General features: G+C 29.9%; 19 protein-coding genes. 12 read left to right on the top strand and 7 right to left on the bottom strand.

The window, feature by feature from the left end; all coding sequences use genetic code 11:
• Positions 1 to 2 precede the first annotated feature (2 nt).
• From odhB to atpC, 12 genes are all read left to right on the top strand, one after another.
• A complete protein-coding gene (odhB, locus tag AC5SMR_RS06205; protein ID WP_494576712.1) occupies positions 3 to 1,280 on the top strand; it encodes a 2-oxoglutarate dehydrogenase complex dihydrolipoyllysine-residue succinyltransferase in 1,278 nt (425 codons plus the stop codon).
• Positions 1,281 to 2,681, top strand: a complete 1,401-nt coding sequence (lpdA, locus tag AC5SMR_RS06200; RefSeq protein WP_494576710.1) for a dihydrolipoyl dehydrogenase — start codon at positions 1,281 to 1,283, stop codon at positions 2,679 to 2,681.
• Between the two features lie 475 nt (positions 2,682 to 3,156).
• Positions 3,157 to 3,363, top strand: coding sequence for a hypothetical protein (locus AC5SMR_RS06195; protein ID WP_494576708.1), 207 nt, complete (start codon positions 3,157 to 3,159; stop codon positions 3,361 to 3,363).
• 117 nt (positions 3,364 to 3,480) lie between these two features.
• Positions 3,481 to 4,404 carry a Gfo/Idh/MocA family protein gene (locus AC5SMR_RS06190; protein WP_494576706.1) on the top strand — a complete coding sequence of 308 codons (924 nt, stop codon included), beginning with the start codon at positions 3,481 to 3,483 and terminating at the stop codon, positions 4,402 to 4,404.
• Between the two features lies 1 nt (position 4,405).
• Entirely contained in the window at positions 4,406 to 5,086 is a 681-nt protein-coding gene (locus AC5SMR_RS06185) for an NDP-hexose 2,3-dehydratase family protein (protein WP_494576704.1), read from the top strand.
• Between the two features lie 12 nt (positions 5,087 to 5,098).
• Positions 5,099 to 6,061 carry a glycosyltransferase family 15 protein gene (locus AC5SMR_RS06180; protein WP_494576702.1) on the top strand — a complete coding sequence of 321 codons (963 nt, stop codon included), beginning with the start codon at positions 5,099 to 5,101 and terminating at the stop codon, positions 6,059 to 6,061.
• 294 nt (positions 6,062 to 6,355) lie between these two features.
• A complete protein-coding gene (priA, locus tag AC5SMR_RS06175; RefSeq protein ID WP_494576700.1) occupies positions 6,356 to 8,311 on the top strand; it encodes a replication restart helicase PriA in 1,956 nt (651 codons plus the stop codon).
• Positions 8,312 to 8,421: 110 nt separating this feature from the next.
• Positions 8,422 to 8,979 carry an ATP synthase F1 subunit delta gene (gene atpH / locus AC5SMR_RS06170; protein WP_494576698.1) on the top strand — a complete coding sequence of 186 codons (558 nt, stop codon included), beginning with the start codon at positions 8,422 to 8,424 and terminating at the stop codon, positions 8,977 to 8,979.
• The gene (gene atpA, locus AC5SMR_RS06165) at positions 8,980 to 10,515 is read left to right on the top strand and encodes a F0F1 ATP synthase subunit alpha (RefSeq protein WP_006997678.1); all 1,536 of its coding nucleotides are present in this window, start codon (positions 8,980 to 8,982) and stop codon (positions 10,513 to 10,515) included.
• Positions 10,516 to 10,518: 3 nt separating this feature from the next.
• A complete protein-coding gene (locus AC5SMR_RS06160; protein ID WP_271579986.1) occupies positions 10,519 to 11,394 on the top strand; it encodes a F0F1 ATP synthase subunit gamma in 876 nt (291 codons plus the stop codon).
• Positions 11,395 to 11,396: 2 nt separating this feature from the next.
• The gene (gene atpD / locus AC5SMR_RS06155) at positions 11,397 to 12,815 is read left to right on the top strand and encodes a F0F1 ATP synthase subunit beta (RefSeq protein ID WP_006997680.1); all 1,419 of its coding nucleotides are present in this window, start codon (positions 11,397 to 11,399) and stop codon (positions 12,813 to 12,815) included.
• Entirely contained in the window at positions 12,815 to 13,207 is a 393-nt protein-coding gene (gene atpC, locus AC5SMR_RS06150) for an ATP synthase F1 subunit epsilon (protein ID WP_494576696.1), read from the top strand. Before atpD ends, atpC begins: the two co-directional genes overlap by 1 nt.
• On the opposite strand, the gene AC5SMR_RS06145 is transcribed toward atpC, so the two are convergent.
• Genes AC5SMR_RS06145 through cgtA form a run of 7 tightly spaced genes read right to left on the bottom strand, consistent with a single transcriptional unit; the run spans position 13,200 to position 19,035 of the window.
• Positions 13,200 to 13,676, bottom strand: a complete 477-nt coding sequence (locus AC5SMR_RS06145; protein WP_020168880.1) for an RNA pyrophosphohydrolase — start codon at positions 13,674 to 13,676, stop codon at positions 13,200 to 13,202. The genes atpC and AC5SMR_RS06145 overlap by 8 nt on opposite strands.
• Positions 13,677 to 14,816 carry a S41 family peptidase gene (locus tag AC5SMR_RS06140; protein ID WP_494576694.1) on the bottom strand — a complete coding sequence of 380 codons (1,140 nt, stop codon included), beginning with the start codon at positions 14,814 to 14,816 and terminating at the stop codon, positions 13,677 to 13,679.
• The gene (gene rsfS, locus AC5SMR_RS06135; protein WP_006997684.1) at positions 14,813 to 15,163 is read right to left on the bottom strand and encodes a ribosome silencing factor; all 351 of its coding nucleotides are present in this window, start codon (positions 15,161 to 15,163) and stop codon (positions 14,813 to 14,815) included. Before rsfS ends, AC5SMR_RS06140 begins: the two co-directional genes overlap by 4 nt.
• A gap of 17 nt (positions 15,164 to 15,180) precedes the next feature.
• Complete coding sequence (gene nadD / locus AC5SMR_RS06130; protein WP_494576692.1) at positions 15,181 to 15,723, bottom strand: nicotinate (nicotinamide) nucleotide adenylyltransferase; 543 nt, start codon at positions 15,721 to 15,723, stop codon at positions 15,181 to 15,183.
• Positions 15,704 to 16,954, bottom strand: a complete 1,251-nt coding sequence (locus AC5SMR_RS06125) for a glutamate-5-semialdehyde dehydrogenase (RefSeq protein WP_494576690.1) — start codon at positions 16,952 to 16,954, stop codon at positions 15,704 to 15,706. The genes nadD and AC5SMR_RS06125 overlap by 20 nt, the downstream gene beginning before the upstream one ends.
• Position 16,955: 1 nt before the next feature.
• Positions 16,956 to 18,062, bottom strand: coding sequence for a glutamate 5-kinase (gene proB, locus AC5SMR_RS06120; RefSeq protein WP_494576688.1), 1,107 nt, complete (start codon positions 18,060 to 18,062; stop codon positions 16,956 to 16,958).
• The gene (cgtA, locus tag AC5SMR_RS06115) at positions 18,052 to 19,035 is read right to left on the bottom strand and encodes an Obg family GTPase CgtA (RefSeq protein WP_494576686.1); all 984 of its coding nucleotides are present in this window, start codon (positions 19,033 to 19,035) and stop codon (positions 18,052 to 18,054) included. The genes proB and cgtA overlap by 11 nt, the downstream gene beginning before the upstream one ends.
• Positions 19,036 to 19,045: the final 10 nt, after the last annotated feature.

Below are 19,045 nucleotides of genomic sequence, written 5' to 3'. Positions count from 1 at the left end.
AAATGAGCGAAAAAATTTTAGTACCAGTTCTTGGAGAAAGCATTACTGAAGCGACAGTTGCTAAGTGGCTTAAGAATGAAGGCGATACAGTGGTAGCTGATGAGGCAATTGTAGAATTAGAAACTGATAAAGTTAATTTAGAAGTACCATCTCCAATTGATGGGGTTTTGTCCGAAATAAATTCTAAAGATGGAGAAACAGTCGAAGTAGGTGCTCTTCTTGGTATGATAAGTCAAAATGGAGCTCAACCATCTGAAAAAAAGATAATTACAAAAATTGAACCTAAGAAAACAGAAAATAATGTAGTTAATTTAGAAATTAAAAAAGAAGCTCCTAAAGTTTTTAAAGAACCTGAAGAGGAAGAACCTTTAATATTAAACAATGAAGTTAAAGAAGAAAAAGCTGATTCTTCAAATAAAAATAGTGAAGTACTTTCACCAGCTGTAAGAAAAATGGCAGTTGAAAATAAAATTGATTTAAAAAAAGTTAGTGGCTCTGGTAAAGAGGGTAGAATTCTTAAAGGTGATCTAATTGGTATGATGGGGGAAAACCCACAACCGTCAGAAAGAAAAATTAAATATGGTCAAGAAGAGAGAATTAAAATGTCTAGGCTTAGACAGACAATTGCAAAAAGATTAAAACAAGCACAAGAAAATGCAGCATTACTAACTACCTTTAATGAAGTTGATATGACTGGCATAATGGAAATGAGAAAAGAGAACCAGGAAGATTTTCAAAGCAGGTACGGAATTAAATTAGGGTTTATGTCATTTTTTGTAAAAGCATGTGTTGCTGCACTAAAAATGTATCCATCAGTTAATGCTGAAATTGATGGAGATGAAATTATTTATAAAAATTATTATAATATGAGTTTTGCAGTAGGAACTGAAAAGGGATTAGTAGTACCAGTATTAAGAGATGCTGATCAATTATCATTTGCTGATATTGAAAAAAATATTAAAACTATTTCTGAAAAAGCAAGAGATGGAAAAATAACCATAGATGACCTTCAGGGTGGAACTTTTACAATTAGCAATGGTGGAGTTTATGGTTCAATGCTATCTACTCCAATATTAAACTTACCTCAATCTGGTGTGTTAGGTATGCATAATATAGTTGAAAGACCAATGGTGGTTGATGGTGAAATTAAAATTAGACCCATTATGTATCTTGCCTTGTCTTATGATCACAGAATTATAGATGGTAAAGAGTCAGTATCATTCTTAAAAATGGTTAAAGAAAACTTAGAGGATCCAAGAAGGTTATTTTTAAATATTTAAATGTCAGATAAATTTCAAGCAGTAGTAATAGGTGGTGGTCCAGGAGGCTATGTGTGTGCGATAAGATTAGCACAATTAGGACTTAAAACTGCATGTATAGAATCAAGAGGTTCATTAGGTGGAACCTGTTTAAATGTTGGGTGCATACCTTCTAAAAACTTGTTAAATATTTCTGAAAATTATCATAAGGCGCAAAATTTTTCTAAACTTGGCATAGAGGTGGGTGAGGTAAAGCTTAATCTTCAAAAAATGATGCAAAACAAGGACAAAGCAGTAACAATTTTAACTAAGGGTGTAGAATTTTTATTCAAGAAAAACAAAGTCACTTACTTTAAGGGTACTGGAAGCTTTAAATCTGCAAATAAAATTTCAATATTAGATGATCAAAAAAAAGAAACTATAATTGAAACAGATAAAACAGTCATTAGCACGGGGTCAGTTCCAGTTGCATTACCAGGTATTGAATTTGATGAAAAAATAATTGTATCTTCAACAGGTGCATTAACTCTGCAATCGGTTCCAAAAAAAATGGTTGTAGTTGGTGGTGGTTATATAGGGTTAGAGATGGGATCTGTTTGGTCTAGATTAGGTGCTGAGGTTCATGTGGTTGAATTTTTAGAGCATATTACTCCTGGTATGGATAGAGAAATATCTACAGAGTTTATGAAAATATTAAAGAAACAAGGAATTAATTTTCATATGCAGACAAAAGTAGAAGGAATTAAAAAAAATGCTAATGGTGCTATAGTTTCAACATCAGATAAAGATGGAAAAAAAGCAGATTTTGATTGTGATGTAGTTCTTATATCTGTTGGTAGAAAACCTAATACAACTAACTTAAATTTAGAAGCAATTGGTGTTGAATTAGATGAAAAGAAAAGAATTAAAACTGATAAAACATTTCAAACAAATATTAAGAATGTATATGCTATTGGAGATGTAATTGATGGACCGATGCTTGCTCACAAAGCTGAGGACGAAGGTATTGCAGTTGCAGAAAATATTGCAGGACAATCAGGACATGTTAATTATGATATTATTCCTGGAGTTGTTTATACAACGCCAGAGGTTGCTTCAATTGGGAAAACAGAAGAACAATTAAAAGAAGCAAATACTAAATATAAAATTGGTAAATTTTCATTTATGGCAAATTCAAGAGCTAAAGCAATTGATGAAGCAGAAGGTTTTGTGAAAATCTTAGCTGATGAAAAAACAGATAGAGTTTTAGGAGCACATATTATTGGACCTCATGCAGGTGAATTAATTGGAGAAATTGGAGTAGCAATGGAGTTTGGTGCTAGCGCTGAAGATATTGCAAGAACGTGTCATGCGCATCCAACATTCTCAGAAGCTGTAAAAGAAGCAGCTTTATCAGTAGATAAAAGAGCAATACACTCTTAATTAATTTCTATATCTAAACCTATATTCTAAAGCATTAGCAAATACTGTGTCTTTAAACAGTGTTCATGTTTTGTGGACTCACTGGACGTTGTATTTGTTAGGACATGTTAGGATAAATCTTGGTTCATTCTTGGTTCAGGTATGTATTGTCCTTGTCACTTTAACACCTAGTTAGCTTCTCATTTTCTGTTCCATGAATTGTAGTATTCCCAATATTAACAACTAATAAAAGGTGAACTATTATGACTGATGAAATACAAAAGACTGTCGCTGCTGGTGCAGCTCCTGAAACAAAGAGAATGGCAAGAGAACCTATTTACGCAACTGGGTTCAGTTTTACAGACGCTAATAAGGCAAGGGCCCAACGACCAAAGAGATAAAAGACTCATGGCGCGATGTTATTATTGATAATTATCCCACCTATGATGAAGACCAGAAATCAAGAATCTTAAAATATAATCTTGAAGATGTAATAATGTCTGAAAAGTTATTTAATGCACAGCTTGAAACTTTAAGCTTTAACAATGATAACTTTCACCAGACAGTAAGTCAGGCAATCTTTCATGGAATTTTATTTTTAAAAAAGTTATTTTTTTATTTTTGGCATCCACCTCTAAAGAACTTCACATTATTGAATGGTAGGGTTTTTAGTGCATTTCCAAGTTCTATTGCTGCTTTATAGCCTCCTCTTAATGATTTATTTTTACTAATAATTAAAATTTTTTGCATATAACGTGATAATTACAATGAAATATCATATACATAATATTTTTATATATTAATTTAGTAAATTATATTGATGCCAAAAAAAATGCTAATTATTGGTTATTCCTCTTTTGTACGTAGAAGAGTAATTAAATCTTTAAAAAGAATAGAAAATCTAGATATATTTATTTGCTCTAAATCACATAAAATCAATAGGAAGAAAAAAATATTTTATAATGATTACGACAAGGCTCTCAAGGCTAAAAGTTTTGATTATATTTATATTTCTTTAGTAAATAATCTTCATTTTTACTATGCAAAATTAGCATTAAATCTAGGATACAATGTTATTGTTGATAAACCAATTACAACATCTTACTCAGAGACCAACCAACTTTTAAAAATTGCTAAAAAGAAAAATGTATTATTGTGTGAATTAATGATTTTTAATTATCACTCTGCTTTTGATAAAATTATAAAATTAATTGGTGGAGAAAAGAAGATAGAAACAATTCAGGCAAATTTTAATATACCTCTCACTAAACCTATTAAAGATATTTCTAATATTAATGGTGGGTGCAATTATGATATGGGGCCTTATGCGGCTGCCATTATTCGAATCTTTTTTAATAAAAATTTTCAAAAAAGTTTAATCCTCAAAAAAAACTTTAAAAGGTCAAAAAGTAAAGTTATTAAGGAATTTTCTTTATTAGTTCAAGATAAGTCAAAAAAATTTTATGGAAATTTTGCCATATCAAAAGAATATATTAGTAATCTGATTTTTTTTGGTAATGATAAGATTATCGAAATACCCTTTCAAGCATTTGCGCTACCTTCAAACAAAAAAATAAATATTATTATAAAATCTAAAAATAAAAAATATACTATAAAATTGAAAAATGATTATATTAAAAAGTTTTTTAACGATATTATCAATTCAAAATTGATTTTTAATCATTATTATAAAAAAATAGATTTAGATAACAAAATTAAAAAAAAATTAGGATTGATTAATTAAAATGAATTTAAAACAACTAAGAAAAAAACTTTTATTTAATAATGAAGATAAAGATCATGATATAAAAAAAATATTAATTTGGTTTAAAAAAAGAGCAAAAGAAGACAAAACTAAAGTTAGAAAAGTGCCAATAAATAATTTAAAAGATTGGAAAGTTTTACCAAATGGCAACGTCTTTCACAAAAGTAAACAATTTTTTTCATTGCAGGGTGTTAAAACAGAAAACGCTAAAAATAGAGAGGTTAAAAATTGGGACCAACCACTTCTTTTTCAAAAACATGGTGGAATTTTAGCAATTTTAGTTAGAGAAATAGATGGTAAGATTGAATTTTTACTTAACGCTAGAAGAGAGCCCGGCGATGGAAATGGCAGGTTAAAATTATGTCCTTCATTTTCTGCAACGCAATCTAATATGAACTTAGCACACGGGGGGAAAAAAACAGACTTATCTGAATTTGTTTTAAACAGTAAAAATATAATTGGCAAAACAATGCATTATGAAGAAGGTGCAAGATTTTGGAGAAAGCCAAACAAAAACTATTTAATTTTTTTAGAAAAAAAAGACTACTCAAAGATTAAAAAAAAAAATTTTATATGGTTGACACTTCCTCAAATTAAAAAATTAAATTTAATTAACGGAATTATTAATCCATTTGTAAAAACAATTTTATTCATGATATAATTAATTATAAATATGACTTCAATTAAATCAAAAAGTGCAATCATCATTTTAGTAGCAAGAACCAATATAATTTATAAAACTTTGAGCCTATTTTATAAGAATTGGAATAATAATTTTCAATATCCAATTTATATTCATACATTTGGTGACTTAATTAGCTCTGAGCTTAAAGAAAAAATTAATAAAGAAATAGACTCAACTATAGAATTTATTGAAATCTTTCCAAAAATCCCATCGTATATAGCTGAAAAAGAATTGTACTATAACAGAACATACCATGAGTATGTAAAAAAAGCTTTTTCAAAAAAAAGAATAGGCTTTCTACATATGTGCAAGTTCTTGGCAAACGTAAGTAATTATGGTGGTGAAGGTTGTATATCTAAAAAATTAGAAGATTTTGACAACTTAATGTTTTTTGATGACGATATTTATTACAAAAAAGAAATTAAATTTGATTTATTTGAATCTTTAAATAACTATTCTTTAGTTACTGGCTTTACATCAAAAATGAAAAAAAATAAAACTAACCTAGCTTGTATTGAAAATTTGTGGGAATTTTATAAAAACTACATAATATCAAATAATATCACTCCGAAAGATAAACAATTAGCTAATGCTGTTATTAATGATGATGAGAATATTTTACACCAATTAAATTATTCAGCCGGCTGCATGGAAATATATAATATGAAAGTATTTAAAGAAGATAATTGGTATAAGTTTATTAATGAAGTCAACAAATATGGTGGATTTTATAAATTTAGATGGAATCCTAATTATTTAACAAACCTATTTTTAAGAACATATTATGTTGAGCCAATAAAATATTTAAATTTATTAGAAGATCAAATAATTGATACTAAATTTCCCGGATCTGAGGAATTCGTATATTTTAATCATAAAGACTATTATAGCTCAAAGGTCTATAGGTTGCTTGTAACCCTAAAAAATAAACTTTTAAATTTTTATAAATAAACTCTCTCTAGAAAAATAAAGTAAAAGTTCATCTAAATATTCTGCCTTGTATCTAATTTTTTGATATAATTATTGATGCTTTAGAAACATATTGACCAAGATTTGTATTTCAAATAGATTTCAAATGTATTGGGATTGTTAACTAAATAGTGAATTAGTTTTATAATTTAGGTTCTATTCTTGGTACAGAAAGTAAAAAACAAATAGTGCCTTTAGAAGTTATGTTTATCAATAGAAGTAGAGTGGTTCAAAAAAGAACAATACACTCTTAAAGTATTTTCATATTATAAAAATATGAAAGTACCGATTCTTATACCAAATATTTTTAATCATCCATTTACCTATAATTCAGATTTAAATTTAAAGGTTGGAGACTATGTGGTAGTGCCTTTTGGCAAGTCAGAGGTGACTGGAGTTGTATGGGATGATTTTGAAAAAAAAACAAACAAAAATTTTGCTATTAAAAAGGTTTTAGGAAAATTAGATGTTCCACCCTTAAAGAAAAATACAATTAAATTCTTAAATTGGTTTTCTGAATACAATATGACTCCTAAAGGCATGGCATTAAAATTGTTATTATTAAGTAGTGGCGCCATAGAAAAGTTACCAATTGAAGCTTATGAGCAATTCAAAATAGACATCAAAGAAAATGAAATAAAACTTTCTAAAGAGCAAAAAGATTCATTAAAAAAAATGAATGTATTAAATCAAAAATTTAGAGTTCATGTTTTACAAGGCACTACAGGCTCAGGTAAAACAATGGTCTATTTTGAGGCTTTAAAAGAGATAATTAATAAGGGTTTTCAGGGTTTAATTCTATTACCAGAAATCGGATTAACAGGACAATTTCAAAATAAATTTATAGAATTTTTTGGTTTCAAGCCTGCTGTGTGGCACTCAGGAATTACAAAAAAAAACAAAGAAATTATTTGGAGTGGAATAGCAAATGATAAAATTAAAGTTGTAATTGGTGCTCGATCTTCATTATTTTTACCTTTTAAAAAACTAGGATTAATCATTGTTGATGAAGAACATGATCAATCTTATAAGCAAGATGAGGGAGTAACTTATAATGCAAGAGATATGGCAATTTCTAGGGCATCCTTTGAAAATATTCCAATCAATTTAATAACAGCTGTCCCCTCTATTGAAACATATGACAATATTAAAAAAGGCAAATATAGTTTATCAAAACTTGATCAAAGATATTTAAATGCATCTTTACCAAAATATGAAATAATTAATCTTAATAATTCAAAGTTAGAATCACAATCCTGGATATCTAAAGAAACAATTGAGAAAGTAAAATTTCATCTTGAAAAAAAAGATCAAGTATTATTTTTTTTAAATAGAAGAGGATTTTCACCTCATGTATTATGTAAAAAATGTTTTACTAGTTATTCATGTCCAAATTGTTCAATAAATTTGGTTTATCACAAAAACAAACAAAATTTATTATGTCATTACTGTGGATACAAAGCTTTACTAAATAGGGACTGCTCAAAAGAAGGAAAATGTGATTTTATTTTTAGTGGGCCTGGAGTTGAAAGGATATCAGAAGAAGTAAAAAAAATTTTTCCCACCAAGGAAACAACTATATTTTCTAGCGATACAATGAATAAAAAAAGTTCAGCAGATGTTTTAGAAAAGATTATAGATAATAAAATTCAAATTTTAATTGGAACTCAATTAATTTCTAAAGGATTTCACTTTCCAAGTTTAAATTGTATTGTTGTTGTTGATATCGATTTATCATCACAAGGTCACGACCTAAGAGGTGCTGAAAAGAATTTACAATTATATCATCAACTTTCAGGTAGAGCAGGAAGAACAGGAAAGCCAGCAACTGTTTATTTTCAAACTTATAATTTAGATACCAAAATGATAACAGACATTACCAATAAAGATCCTGATATTTTTTTAGATAAAGAACTTGAAATTAGAAGGGAAAATAACCTTCCACCGTTTCAAAGATTTATTGCCTTAATAATTACTGGTAATAATGAAAGAGAACTTGAAAAAGAGGCTTATAAATTTAAAAGTTTTATAGAAAGTGCTGTTGATGGTAGAGTGCTTGGTCCTGTAAATGCACCTATATTTAGATTAAAAAGAAGATTTAGAGTAAGACTTTTGATTAGGGGTCGAAAATCTTTAAAAGTTCAAAATTCCCTTTCAAAAGTCATTGAAAAATTCAAATTTCCAGCTGGAATGAAACTAACGGTTGATGTTGACCCAATAAACTTCAATTAACAAAGAAAAAACAAGACTTTTAGACAATGTGTGACTTGAAGAGCTAGGAGTCATATGTTAATTAAAACAAAATTTTAATAAATCTTCTAATATTTATAAGGAACAATAAATTGAGCAAAAATAAAGGTTTTTCTGAAACATCAGCAGGTAGATATTCCCTGGCACTTTATGAATTAGCCATAGAAGCTAATAATTTAAGTGAGATTGAGGTTCATTCTGCTTCAATTATTAATTTAATTACTTCAAGTGAAGATTTTAAATCTTTAATCAAGGATCCAACGAATAACAAAGAAGACCAATTGAGTGCTTTAAGTAAAATTTCAGAACAATATAAATTAAATGAATTATTAACTAAATTTTTAAGTTTCTTAATATCCAAAAGAAGATTCTTTTATGTGGATAAAATTCTAAAAAGCTTTGTTGAGACATGTTCGGTCAAAAGAGGTGAATTAAAAGCAGAATTAACTTCTGCAAAAGATCTTACTGAAAGTGAAATTAACAATATAAAAGAAGAATTGACTAAAAACTTTAGTTCAAAAATAAAATTAAACTACAAACATGATGCAAGTTTAATTGGGGGTTTGATTGTGCAAGTCGGAAGCACAATGGTGGACACTTCCATTAAAAATAAATTACAACAAATCGAAAATAGGATGATAGAGGCATAAATGGATATAAACCCATCAGAAGTAACAAAGATATTAAAAGAGCAAATTAAAAAATTTGGCGATAAAGCAGAAGTGACTGAGGTTGGTCAAGTTCTGTCAGTAGGAGATGGTATTGCTAGAGTGTACGGATTAGACAATGTTCAAGCTGGAGAGATGGTAGAATTTTCTGATGGATCAAAAGGAATGGCTCTAAACTTAGAAAGTGAAAATGTTGGAGTTGTAATTTTTGGAGACGATAGAAAAATTAAAGAAGGTGACGTTGTTAAAAGAACAGGAAGTATTGTTGATACACCTGTTGGAAAAGAATTATTAGGAAGAGTTGTTGATGGATTAGGAAATCCAATCGATGGCAAAGGTGCTTTAGATAAAGCAACTAAAAGAAGTAGAGTTGAAGTAAAAGCTCCTGGAATTATTCCAAGACAATCTGTTAGTGAACCAATGCAAACAGGCTTAAAATCAATTGACAGTCTAGTTCCAGTTGGAAGAGGACAGCGTGAATTAATTATTGGGGATAGACAAACTGGAAAAACTGCAGTTGCTATCGATGCGATCATTAACCAGAAAAAAATAAATGAATCTGGTGATGAGAAGCAAAAACTTTATTGTATCTATGTTGCTATAGGTCAAAAAAGATCTACCGTTAGACAAATTCAAAAAACCTTAGAAGAAGCTGGTGCAATGGAATATACAACAATTGTTGCTGCTACTGCTTCAGATGCAGCGCCGCTTCAGTTTTTAGCACCATATACAGGCTGTACTATGGGTGAATACTATAGAGATAATGGTATGCATGCATTAATCATTTATGACGATTTATCTAAACAGGCTGTAGCTTATAGACAAATGTCACTTTTATTAAGAAGACCTCCAGGAAGAGAAGCTTATCCGGGAGATGTATTTTATTTACACAGCAGATTACTTGAGAGAGCAGCCAAGCTTAGTGATGAGCATGGTGGAGGTTCGTTAACTGCTCTTCCTATAATTGAAACGCAAGGTGGAGACGTATCTGCTTTTATTCCAACTAACGTTATTTCAATTACAGATGGTCAAATATTTCTTGAAACAGAATTATTTAACCAAGGAATTAGACCAGCGATTAACGTAGGTCTATCAGTTTCTAGAGTTGGATCTGCAGCACAAACAAAAGCAATGAAAAAAGTTTCTGGTTCAATGAAGCTGGAGCTTGCTCAATATAGGGAGATGGCTGCCTTTGCACAATTTGGATCTGATTTAGATGCATCAACACAAAAACTTTTAAATAGAGGTTCAAAACTAACTGAACTTTTAAAACAAAAACAATATTCTCCTATGACAGTTGCTGAGCAAGTAATTTCAGTTTTCTGTGGAGTTAAAGGTTATTTGGATGATGTAGAACTTAAAGATATTGCTGAGTTCGAATCTAAGATTATTGAAAAATGTAAATCTGAAAAACCAGAAATTTTAGAATCTGTTTTAAGCTCAGGTAAGCTTGAAGAAGATACTGAAAAATCATTAGTTGATACTATCATGGAACTTAAGAAGAACTTTAATTCTTAAAATATGGCAACACTAGACGACTTAAAAAAAAGAATAGCGAGTGTAAAGTCTACACAAAAAATTACCAAAGCCATGAAAATGGTTGCGGCCGCTAAGCTTAGAAGAGCACAAGAAAATGCTGAAAAGGGAAGACCTTATTCTGAAAAAATGAATAACATTATTCTTAATTTATCTAGTGGCATTTCTGATAAGGAAAATGCTCCTAAGCTTCTTTCAGGAACAGGAGAAGATAAAGTGCATTTATGTATTGTGTTAACATCTGATCGTGGTCTATGTGGTGGTTTTAATACAAATATTATTAAAAAAGCCAAAACATATTTTCAAAAAATATCTGATGAGGGAAAAACTTTAAAAATTATAACCGTTGGATCTAAAGGGTATGATCAATTAAAAAGAGTTTATAAAGATGATATCGTAGAGAGAATATCTTTTAAAGATTCAAAAACTATCAACTATCTAGATGCTGAAAAAGTCGGAAAAATGATAATTGAAAACTTTGAAAAAGAAGAATTTGATGTGTGTACAATTTTTTATAATAAATTTAAAAATGTAATCACTCAGATACCTCAAGAACAACAAATAATTCCTTTAAAAACATCTGAAGCAGAAGAAAATTCTTCTGAGGATAATTATGAATTTGAACCAGACGAAGATGAAATTTTAAGCAACTTATTGCCTAAAAACATATCTACTCAGATTTTTAAAGCGATGTTAGAAAATTCAGCTAGCGAACAGGGCTCAAGAATGAGTGCAATGGACAATGCAACCCGTAACGCAGGTGAAATGGTTGACAAGCTAACTATTGAGTATAATAGAAGTCGTCAAGCAGCTATTACAAAAGAACTAATTGAAATCATATCAGGAGCGGAAAGTTTATAATTATGAGCAAAGGAAAAATCACACAGATCATTGGAGCAGTAGTAGACGTAAAATTTGATGGAGAATTACCAGAAATTTTATCAGCATTAGAATGTAAAAATGGAGACAACAGATTAGTTTTAGAAGTTGCTCAGCACCTTGGTGAGTCAAGTGTTAGAACAATTGCAATGGATGCTACTGAAGGATTAAAAAGAGGAGACGAAGTAACCGCAACAGGTGCTCCTATACAAGTTCCAGTTGGTCCGGAAACTTTAGGAAGAATTATAAATGTAATAGGTGAACCCATCGATGAAAAGGGTGAAGTTAAAACAAAAGAAAAATGGCCAATTCATAGAGCTGCACCTGAATTTAGTGATCAGTCAACAGAGACAGAAATTCTAGTTACAGGAATTAAAGTAGTTGATCTATTAGCACCATACGCCAAAGGAGGAAAAATTGGTTTATTTGGAGGTGCGGGTGTTGGTAAGACAGTACTTATTATGGAATTAATTAACAACGTAGCAAAAGCTCATGGTGGATTTTCTGTGTTTGCTGGTGTTGGAGAAAGAACTAGAGAAGGAAATGACCTTTATCACGAAATGATAGATTCAGGCGTTATTAAGCCAGAAGGTCCAGGATCAAAAGCTGCATTAGTGTATGGTCAAATGAATGAACCCCCAGGGGCTAGAGCAAGAGTTGCCTTAACAGGTTTAACTGTGGCTGAATATTTTAGAGATCAAGAAGGACAAGACGTATTATTCTTCGTTGATAACATTTTTAGATTTACTCAAGCAGGTTCAGAAGTTTCTGCACTATTAGGAAGAATTCCTTCAGCAGTGGGATATCAGCCTACACTTGCAACTGACATGGGTAATCTTCAAGAAAGAATTACGACTACTAACAAGGGTTCTATTACATCTGTACAAGCGATTTATGTACCAGCAGATGATTTAACTGACCCGGCACCTGCTACATCTTTTGCTCACTTAGATGCAACAACTGTATTATCGAGACAGATAGCTGAAATTGGAATTTATCCAGCAGTTGATCCTCTAGACTCTACTTCTAGAATTTTAGACCCTAGAATAGTTGGTGATGAGCATTACAGAGTTGCAAGAGAAGTGCAAAAAATTCTTCAAACTTACAAATCTCTGCAAGATATTATTGCGATTTTAGGAATGGATGAATTATCTGAAGAAGATAAATTAACAGTAGCTAGAGCGCGTAAAATACAAAGATTTTTATCACAACCTTTCTTTGTTGCTGAAGTCTTTACTGGTTCTCCAGGAAAATTAGTAGATTTAGAGTCTACAATTAAAGGTTTTGCTGCAATATGTAATGGTGAGTATGATCATTTACCAGAAGCTGCATTTTATATGGTGGGCACAATTGAAGAAGCTGTAGAAAAAGCAGAAAAAATGGCGAAAGATGCTGCTGCATAATGAGTGAAGAGTTCAAAATAGAAATTGTAAACCCAGAAAAATCTTTTCTTTCAAAAGAAGATGTAACAGAAGTTGTTGTACCTGCTTTTGAGGGAGAAATGGGGATTTTAAAGGACCATATCTCAATTATTTCATTTCTAAAGCCGGGGATTATTAAAATCTTTTCTAAATCAGGTGAGGATAATTACTATGTTGAGGATGGAATTGTTGAATTTAAGAATAATAATTTATCAGTTCTGACAAGTTCTATTTTTAATATTAAAGATATTGATAAAGATAAAATTAGTGAACTACTTGTTCAAGCAGAAGAAAATTCAAAAAATAGTAACATTACAGATCAAAATAAATACTTGGTTGATCAAAAAATTGATGTGCTAAAAACTCTTAATTAAGAATTTCTTTTACTTTTTCTTTAACATCTTTGTACACATGTAGTTTAAAGTCTACAACTAGGTCAGTTATATTTTCTAGATCAATCCATTTCCATTCACAAAATTCAGGGTGTTTAGTTTTAATATCAATCTCATTATCTTGTCCTAAAAATCTCATTATAAACCACTTTTGTTCCTGACCTCTATATTTACCTTTCCAAATTATACCTAGTAAGTTTTTTGGTAATTCATAAGAGATTAATCCATCACATTCTTTGATTAGTTCAACATTTTTTATACTAGTTTCTTCTTCTAGCTCTCTGTAAGCAGCAGTTAAATAGTCCTCACCCTTATCAACACCACCTTGGGGCATCTGCCAAAAATTTTTTTGATTATCAATCCTTTTTGCAACAAAAACTTTATTATCTTTGTTCAGGACAACAATTCCAACCCCGCTTCTAAGAGGTAAATTCACTTTACTATCTGGCATTTATCCGTTGAATAGTTTTATTGCAAAATTCAATTGATTATCAGTTTCAGAGTTAAATTTAAAATCATCCGAACCTTCTGCAACTTCTATATCGGGTGTTACACCTACTTCAGAAATAGATTTTCCTGAAGGGAGATAATATTTTGCAATTGTTAATCTAATAGCACCTCTATTTTTCAAAGGGATTATTGATTGCACAGAACCTTTTCCATAACTATTTTCTCCAAGTATAATAGCTCTTTTATGATCTTTTAATGCACCAGCTACTATTTCCGATGCTGAAGCTGATCCATAGTTAATAAGTATAATTAGTGTTTTACCATTTGTTAGATCACCTTTTTTAGCAAACCATTTTCTATTCTCTGAAGCTTGTCGACTTCTTGTTGATACAATCTCACCATTTTCTAAAAAAAAGTCTGAAATTTTAATTGCCTGAGAAAGCAAGCCACCTGGGTTATTTCTTAAATCTAAGATATAACCCTTTAGATCTTTTTTTTTATTTAATTTATTAATTTTATTTTTAATTTGTTCACTGCTATTTTCGTTAAAGGAAGTTAATTTTATATAGCCAATGTTATTATCTATAAGTTCAGATTTTACAGACTGAACCTGAATAACTTCTCTCGTTATATTAAAAATTAATGCTTTTTTTACACCTCTTCTTCTAACTGTTATTTCAATACTTGATCCAACAGGTCCCCTCATTAAGTCTACTGCTTGCATTAATGTTTTGCCTTGGACCTGGGTATTATTAATTTTTACAATATAATCACCAGCTTTTAATCCTGCTTTTGATGCTGGAGTATTATCTATTGGTGATATTACTTTTACAACACCTGCTTCCATGCCAACTTCAATACCAAGCCCACCAAACTCTCCACTAGTTTCAGTTTGCATACCCTCAAAACTTTCAGGTGTCATATATGCAGAATAGGGATCAAGAGATTGCAATAAACCATTTATGGCTGAGTCCATACTTTTTGATTGATCAACTTCATCAACGTATTCTTTGCTAATTTTCTCAAGAACCTCACCAAACAAATCAATTTTTTTATATAAGTCGGTGTTTTCAGAAAAACTTTTTTGAAAAGTAAATAATAGTATTATAAAAAAAAGAAAAAATCTTTTAGTCAAAATCATATCATCACTTTTTCTTTAGGAATGATTTCTGACCATATTTTTTCTAATTCATAAAATTTTCTTTTATCGGGATGAAATATATGAACAATCAAATCTATACCATCAACTAATTTCCAATCACCACTTTCTTTTCCTTCAATTTTAGAATTTTTTATTCCATTGGTCTTTAATTTTTCTAACACCATTTCAGATAAAGCTTGAATGTGTCTAGAAGAAGTTCCGCTTGCTATAATCATATAGTCAGCCATTGAACTTTTATTTTTAAGATCTATTGAAATAATATCTAGGGCTTTATTAGAATCTAGGGTTTTTAGGATTAAATCTTTAAGGTCTATGTTTTTTTCCATTAATTTATTTAACCTTATCAAATTTTTCTTAATTGAGAAGATGAAATATTAACTTTTTTAAAATTAATAAAAGATAATCTATTTTTATTTACACCGTTATAGGTCACAGACTTTAGAGATTTAGCTTTATATCCCTGTCGATCAAACACAAGAAGATTACATTTTTTTATAATGGATTTCCATTTATACCATTTATGAAAATTGATTAGATTGTCAGCACCCATAATAAAATAGATCTCAAATTTTTTATCTTTATTTAAGTAATTGATGAGATCAATTGTTTTATTGGAGAGAACTTTTTCCTCATAAAACTTTACTTTAATAAAATTATTTTTACCAATGACTTTTTTTGCAAATTTTATTCTATTTTTTAGATCTGTTTTACTTGTATTTTTAAATGGGTTTTGTTTAGTAATTGCCCATATAATATTTTTTAATTCTAATATTTTTTTAGCTTGTTTAGAGATTTCTAAATGACCTTTGTGAGCAGGATCAAAAGTTCCCCCCAAGATTCCAATTTTTGTCTTTTTTTGTTTTAAGTTATTTTCTGGTTTTACCATTACTAATAATTTCGTATTTGTATGAAACGAGCTGCCATAATCCAACAGGTCCTCGTGGAGGTAAAGTATTTGTTGAAATGCCAACCTCACCACCAAAACCAAATTCACCACCATCAGCAAATTGAGTAGATGTGTTATGCATTGCTATTGAACTTTTAACATTTTTTAAGAATTTATTTGCAGTTTTTTTATTTTTAGTAATGATAGAGTCAGTGTGCATAGTCCCATATTTATTAATATGGCTAATAGCGTCGTTACAATCTTTAACTGTTTTTACAGACACTGTTGAAGATAAATATTCAGTAGACCAATCCTTTTCTTTTGCTGGATAAATCTTTCCCTTATAATATTTTTTCAAAAAACTATCTCCATAAATTTTGCAATTATTTTCTTCTAACTTTTTTAAAATTGGGTTACAGAATTTCTTAACAATTTTTTCATGCATCAAAATTGTTTCAGTAGCACCACAAATACTAGTGTTTCTTAGCTTCGCATTATAGGTAATGTTTGTAGCCATCTTTAGATTGGCATCCTTATCAATAAAAGTATGACAAAGACCTTCCAAGTGACCGATAATAGGGACGTTAGAAAATTGCTGAACTCTTTTTACTAAATTTTTTCCACCACGAGGTATTATTACATCAATATAATCTTTCATTTTTGAAAGCATAAAGTCGACCATTTTTCTGTCTTTAGAGTCTATAAATTGAATAAAGTTTTCATTCACTCTAGTTTCCTTAAGCGACTTTCGAAATAGTTTTGCTAAAATTTTATTAGTATTTATAGCTTCAGAGCCACCCTTTAAAATTACAGCATTTCCAGATTTAAAGCATAAACTTGCAACATCAGCTGTAACGTTGGGTCTGCTTTCATAAACAACACCTATAACACCAATAGGTATAGACACTCTGCTAATTGTTAAACCATTTGGTCTGCTCCATTTTTCTAAAGTAGTATCAACAGGATCTTTCAATTTAGCAATTTTATTTATAGAATTTTTTATGCCTATTAACTTTTTTTCATCAATAGTTAATCTTTCTATCAGATTGCTTTTTAGGCCCTTGTTTAGAGCAAATTGAATATCTTTTTGATTAGCTTTAAATATAGATTTTTTTTCTTTGCCTAATAAGAAAGCATATTTTTTTAAAACTTTATTTTTAGTTTTTGAATTAACTTTATCAAGTAATGCCTTTCTTGCATTTTGACCTATTAATCTCATATATCTGCTCATTCTATACCTCTACTATATCATCTTTATGAATTACTTCTGATTTGGAAATATATCCTAGTAATTTTTCTATTTCTTTTGAGTGGTGACCCATTATTTTTTCTATTTCATTAGATGAAAAAGAGCTAAGTCCTCTTGCACATTCGTAATTATTTTTATCTAAAACTTTAATATGATCTCCTTTACTAAATCGCCCAGATACTTTTTTTATTCCTGCTGCTAATAAACTTTTACCATTTGAAAGTGCTTGTTTTGCACCATCATCAATAATCAGCGCACCTTTAGGTGAAACAGAGCTGATAATCCATTTTTTTCTAGCATCTAATTTTGAAACCCTAGGTAAAAACCATGTACATTTATTCTCTTCAGTTATTTTTTTAATAGGTCGTTTTATTAAGCCATTTGCTATTACCATCTGGCATCCTGATAATTGACAGATTTTAGCAGCATCTATTTTAGTTTTCATGCCACCCGTTCCATGCTCACTAATACTTTTGGTCGCTATTTTTTCTATATCTTTATCTATATTTCTTATTTCTTTTATTAATTTTGCATTTTTATATATTTTTGGATTATGTGTATAAAGACCATCTACATCAGAAAGCAAAATAAGGGAGTCTGCACCTGATATTTGCGCAACACGAGATGCTAATCTGTCATTATCACCATACTTAATCTCTGAAGTAGCGATAGTATCATTTTCATTTACTATTGGTACAAAGTCTAGTTTAAATAAATTGTCAAAAGTTCTTTTTGCATTAAGGGCTCTTCTTCTTTGTTCCGTATCTTCTAGAGTGAGAAGAATTTGGGAAATATTAATTTTTAATTTAACAAATGTTTCTGAAAATAAATTCATTAGTTCAATTTGCCCAATAGAAGCAACAGCCTGACTTTTATCAATCTTAAGGTTTTTTTTGCTAATATTTAGTTTTTTGCAACCCATTGCTATTGCTCCGGAGCTTACAATAATAACTTTTTTATTCTGTTTTATTAATTCCTGAATATCTTTAGCAAATTCAGTGAGCCATTTTCTCCTTACTTTTTTTTTGTCATCTATTAACAAGGATGAACCAATCTTAATTACAATTATTTTAGAATCTTTAAGATACATAGGAGAGCAATTTAGCTTTAATTTTAGATATTGAGCCTTTTTCTAATGTTGAGAGTGTAACCACCTCAGAATCTTTATTTTTAGAAAAATTTTTTAAAATTTCTTTCACTTCTTCTTCTTCTAATAAGTCTGTCTTATTTAATACAATTATTTCTTTTTTTCCTAGTAAATCTTTACTGTAACTCCCCAACTCATTTCGAACTTGTTTATACGTATTTTCAAGGTCCTCATCAGTAATATCTATTAAATGCATTAAAGTTTTGCATCTTTCTATGTGTTTTAAAAATTGAATACCAAGACCTACACCCTCGTGCGCACCTTCAACCAATCCAGGAATATCAGCTAGAGTTATTTCTTTATCATCATAACTTGCAACACCAAGATTTGGATTTAATGTTGTAAATTTATAGTTAGCAATTTTAGGCATCGCATTTGTAATGGAAGCTAGTAAGCTTGATTTACCTGCATTAGGTAGTCCAACAATACCAACATCAGCAATAGTTTTTAACTGAAGCCAGATTACATACTCTTCACCAGGTGCACCTTTAGTAAATTTTTTGGGAGCTCTATTAGTGGAACTTTTAAATCGAGTATTTCCTAGACCACCTTTACCACCATTAGCTACAATAAATTCTTCACCTTCTTTTTTAAAATCATAAATTAAGGTTTTATTATCTTCTTCAAAAACTTGCGTACCTATTGGAACTTTTAAAATTAAATCTTCTCCACTGTGACCTGTACGATTTTGTCCAGAACCATTTACTCCTCTTCCTGCTTTATGGTGTTGTTGAAATCTATAATCGATAAGAGTATTTAAATTTCTTTCTGACCTAAGATATATGGTGCCACCTTTACCTCCATCGCCACCATCAGGTCCGCCGTATTCAATAAATTTTTCCCTACGGAAGCTAGGAGATCCATGTCCTCCATTGCCTGCTTTTACATAAATTTTAACTTGATCTAGAAACTTCATAATACAACTC

Source organism: Candidatus Pelagibacter sp. PS_28 (assembly GCF_059417885.1).
Note: the sequence above shows the minus strand (reverse complement) of the source record. Positions and strands in the feature narration are given on the sequence as shown.

Coding starts and splice junctions, on each gene's coding strand:
- odhB (WP_494576712.1), top strand. CDS start 3: ATGAGCGAAAAAATTTTAGTACCAGTTCTTGGAGAAAGCATTACTGAA.
- lpdA (WP_494576710.1), top strand. CDS start 1,281: ATGTCAGATAAATTTCAAGCAGTAGTAATAGGTGGTGGTCCAGGAGGC.
- AC5SMR_RS06195 (WP_494576708.1), top strand. CDS start 3,157: ATGTCTGAAAAGTTATTTAATGCACAGCTTGAAACTTTAAGCTTTAAC.
- AC5SMR_RS06190 (WP_494576706.1), top strand. CDS start 3,481: ATGCCAAAAAAAATGCTAATTATTGGTTATTCCTCTTTTGTACGTAGA.
- AC5SMR_RS06185 (WP_494576704.1), top strand. CDS start 4,406: ATGAATTTAAAACAACTAAGAAAAAAACTTTTATTTAATAATGAAGAT.
- AC5SMR_RS06180 (WP_494576702.1), top strand. CDS start 5,099: ATGACTTCAATTAAATCAAAAAGTGCAATCATCATTTTAGTAGCAAGA.
- priA (WP_494576700.1), top strand. CDS start 6,356: ATGAAAGTACCGATTCTTATACCAAATATTTTTAATCATCCATTTACC.
- atpA (WP_006997678.1), top strand. CDS start 8,980: ATGGATATAAACCCATCAGAAGTAACAAAGATATTAAAAGAGCAAATT.
- AC5SMR_RS06160 (WP_271579986.1), top strand. CDS start 10,519: ATGGCAACACTAGACGACTTAAAAAAAAGAATAGCGAGTGTAAAGTCT.
- atpD (WP_006997680.1), top strand. CDS start 11,397: ATGAGCAAAGGAAAAATCACACAGATCATTGGAGCAGTAGTAGACGTA.
- atpC (WP_494576696.1), top strand. CDS start 12,815: ATGAGTGAAGAGTTCAAAATAGAAATTGTAAACCCAGAAAAATCTTTT.
- AC5SMR_RS06145 (WP_020168880.1), bottom strand. CDS start 13,676: ATGCCAGATAGTAAAGTGAATTTACCTCTTAGAAGCGGGGTTGGAATT.
- AC5SMR_RS06140 (WP_494576694.1), bottom strand. CDS start 14,816: ATGATTTTGACTAAAAGATTTTTTCTTTTTTTTATAATACTATTATTT.
- rsfS (WP_006997684.1), bottom strand. CDS start 15,163: ATGGAAAAAAACATAGACCTTAAAGATTTAATCCTAAAAACCCTAGAT.
- nadD (WP_494576692.1), bottom strand. CDS start 15,723: ATGGTAAAACCAGAAAATAACTTAAAACAAAAAAAGACAAAAATTGGA.
- AC5SMR_RS06125 (WP_494576690.1), bottom strand. CDS start 16,954: ATGAGCAGATATATGAGATTAATAGGTCAAAATGCAAGAAAGGCATTA.
- proB (WP_494576688.1), bottom strand. CDS start 18,062: ATGTATCTTAAAGATTCTAAAATAATTGTAATTAAGATTGGTTCATCC.
- cgtA (WP_494576686.1), bottom strand. CDS start 19,035: ATGAAGTTTCTAGATCAAGTTAAAATTTATGTAAAAGCAGGCAATGGA.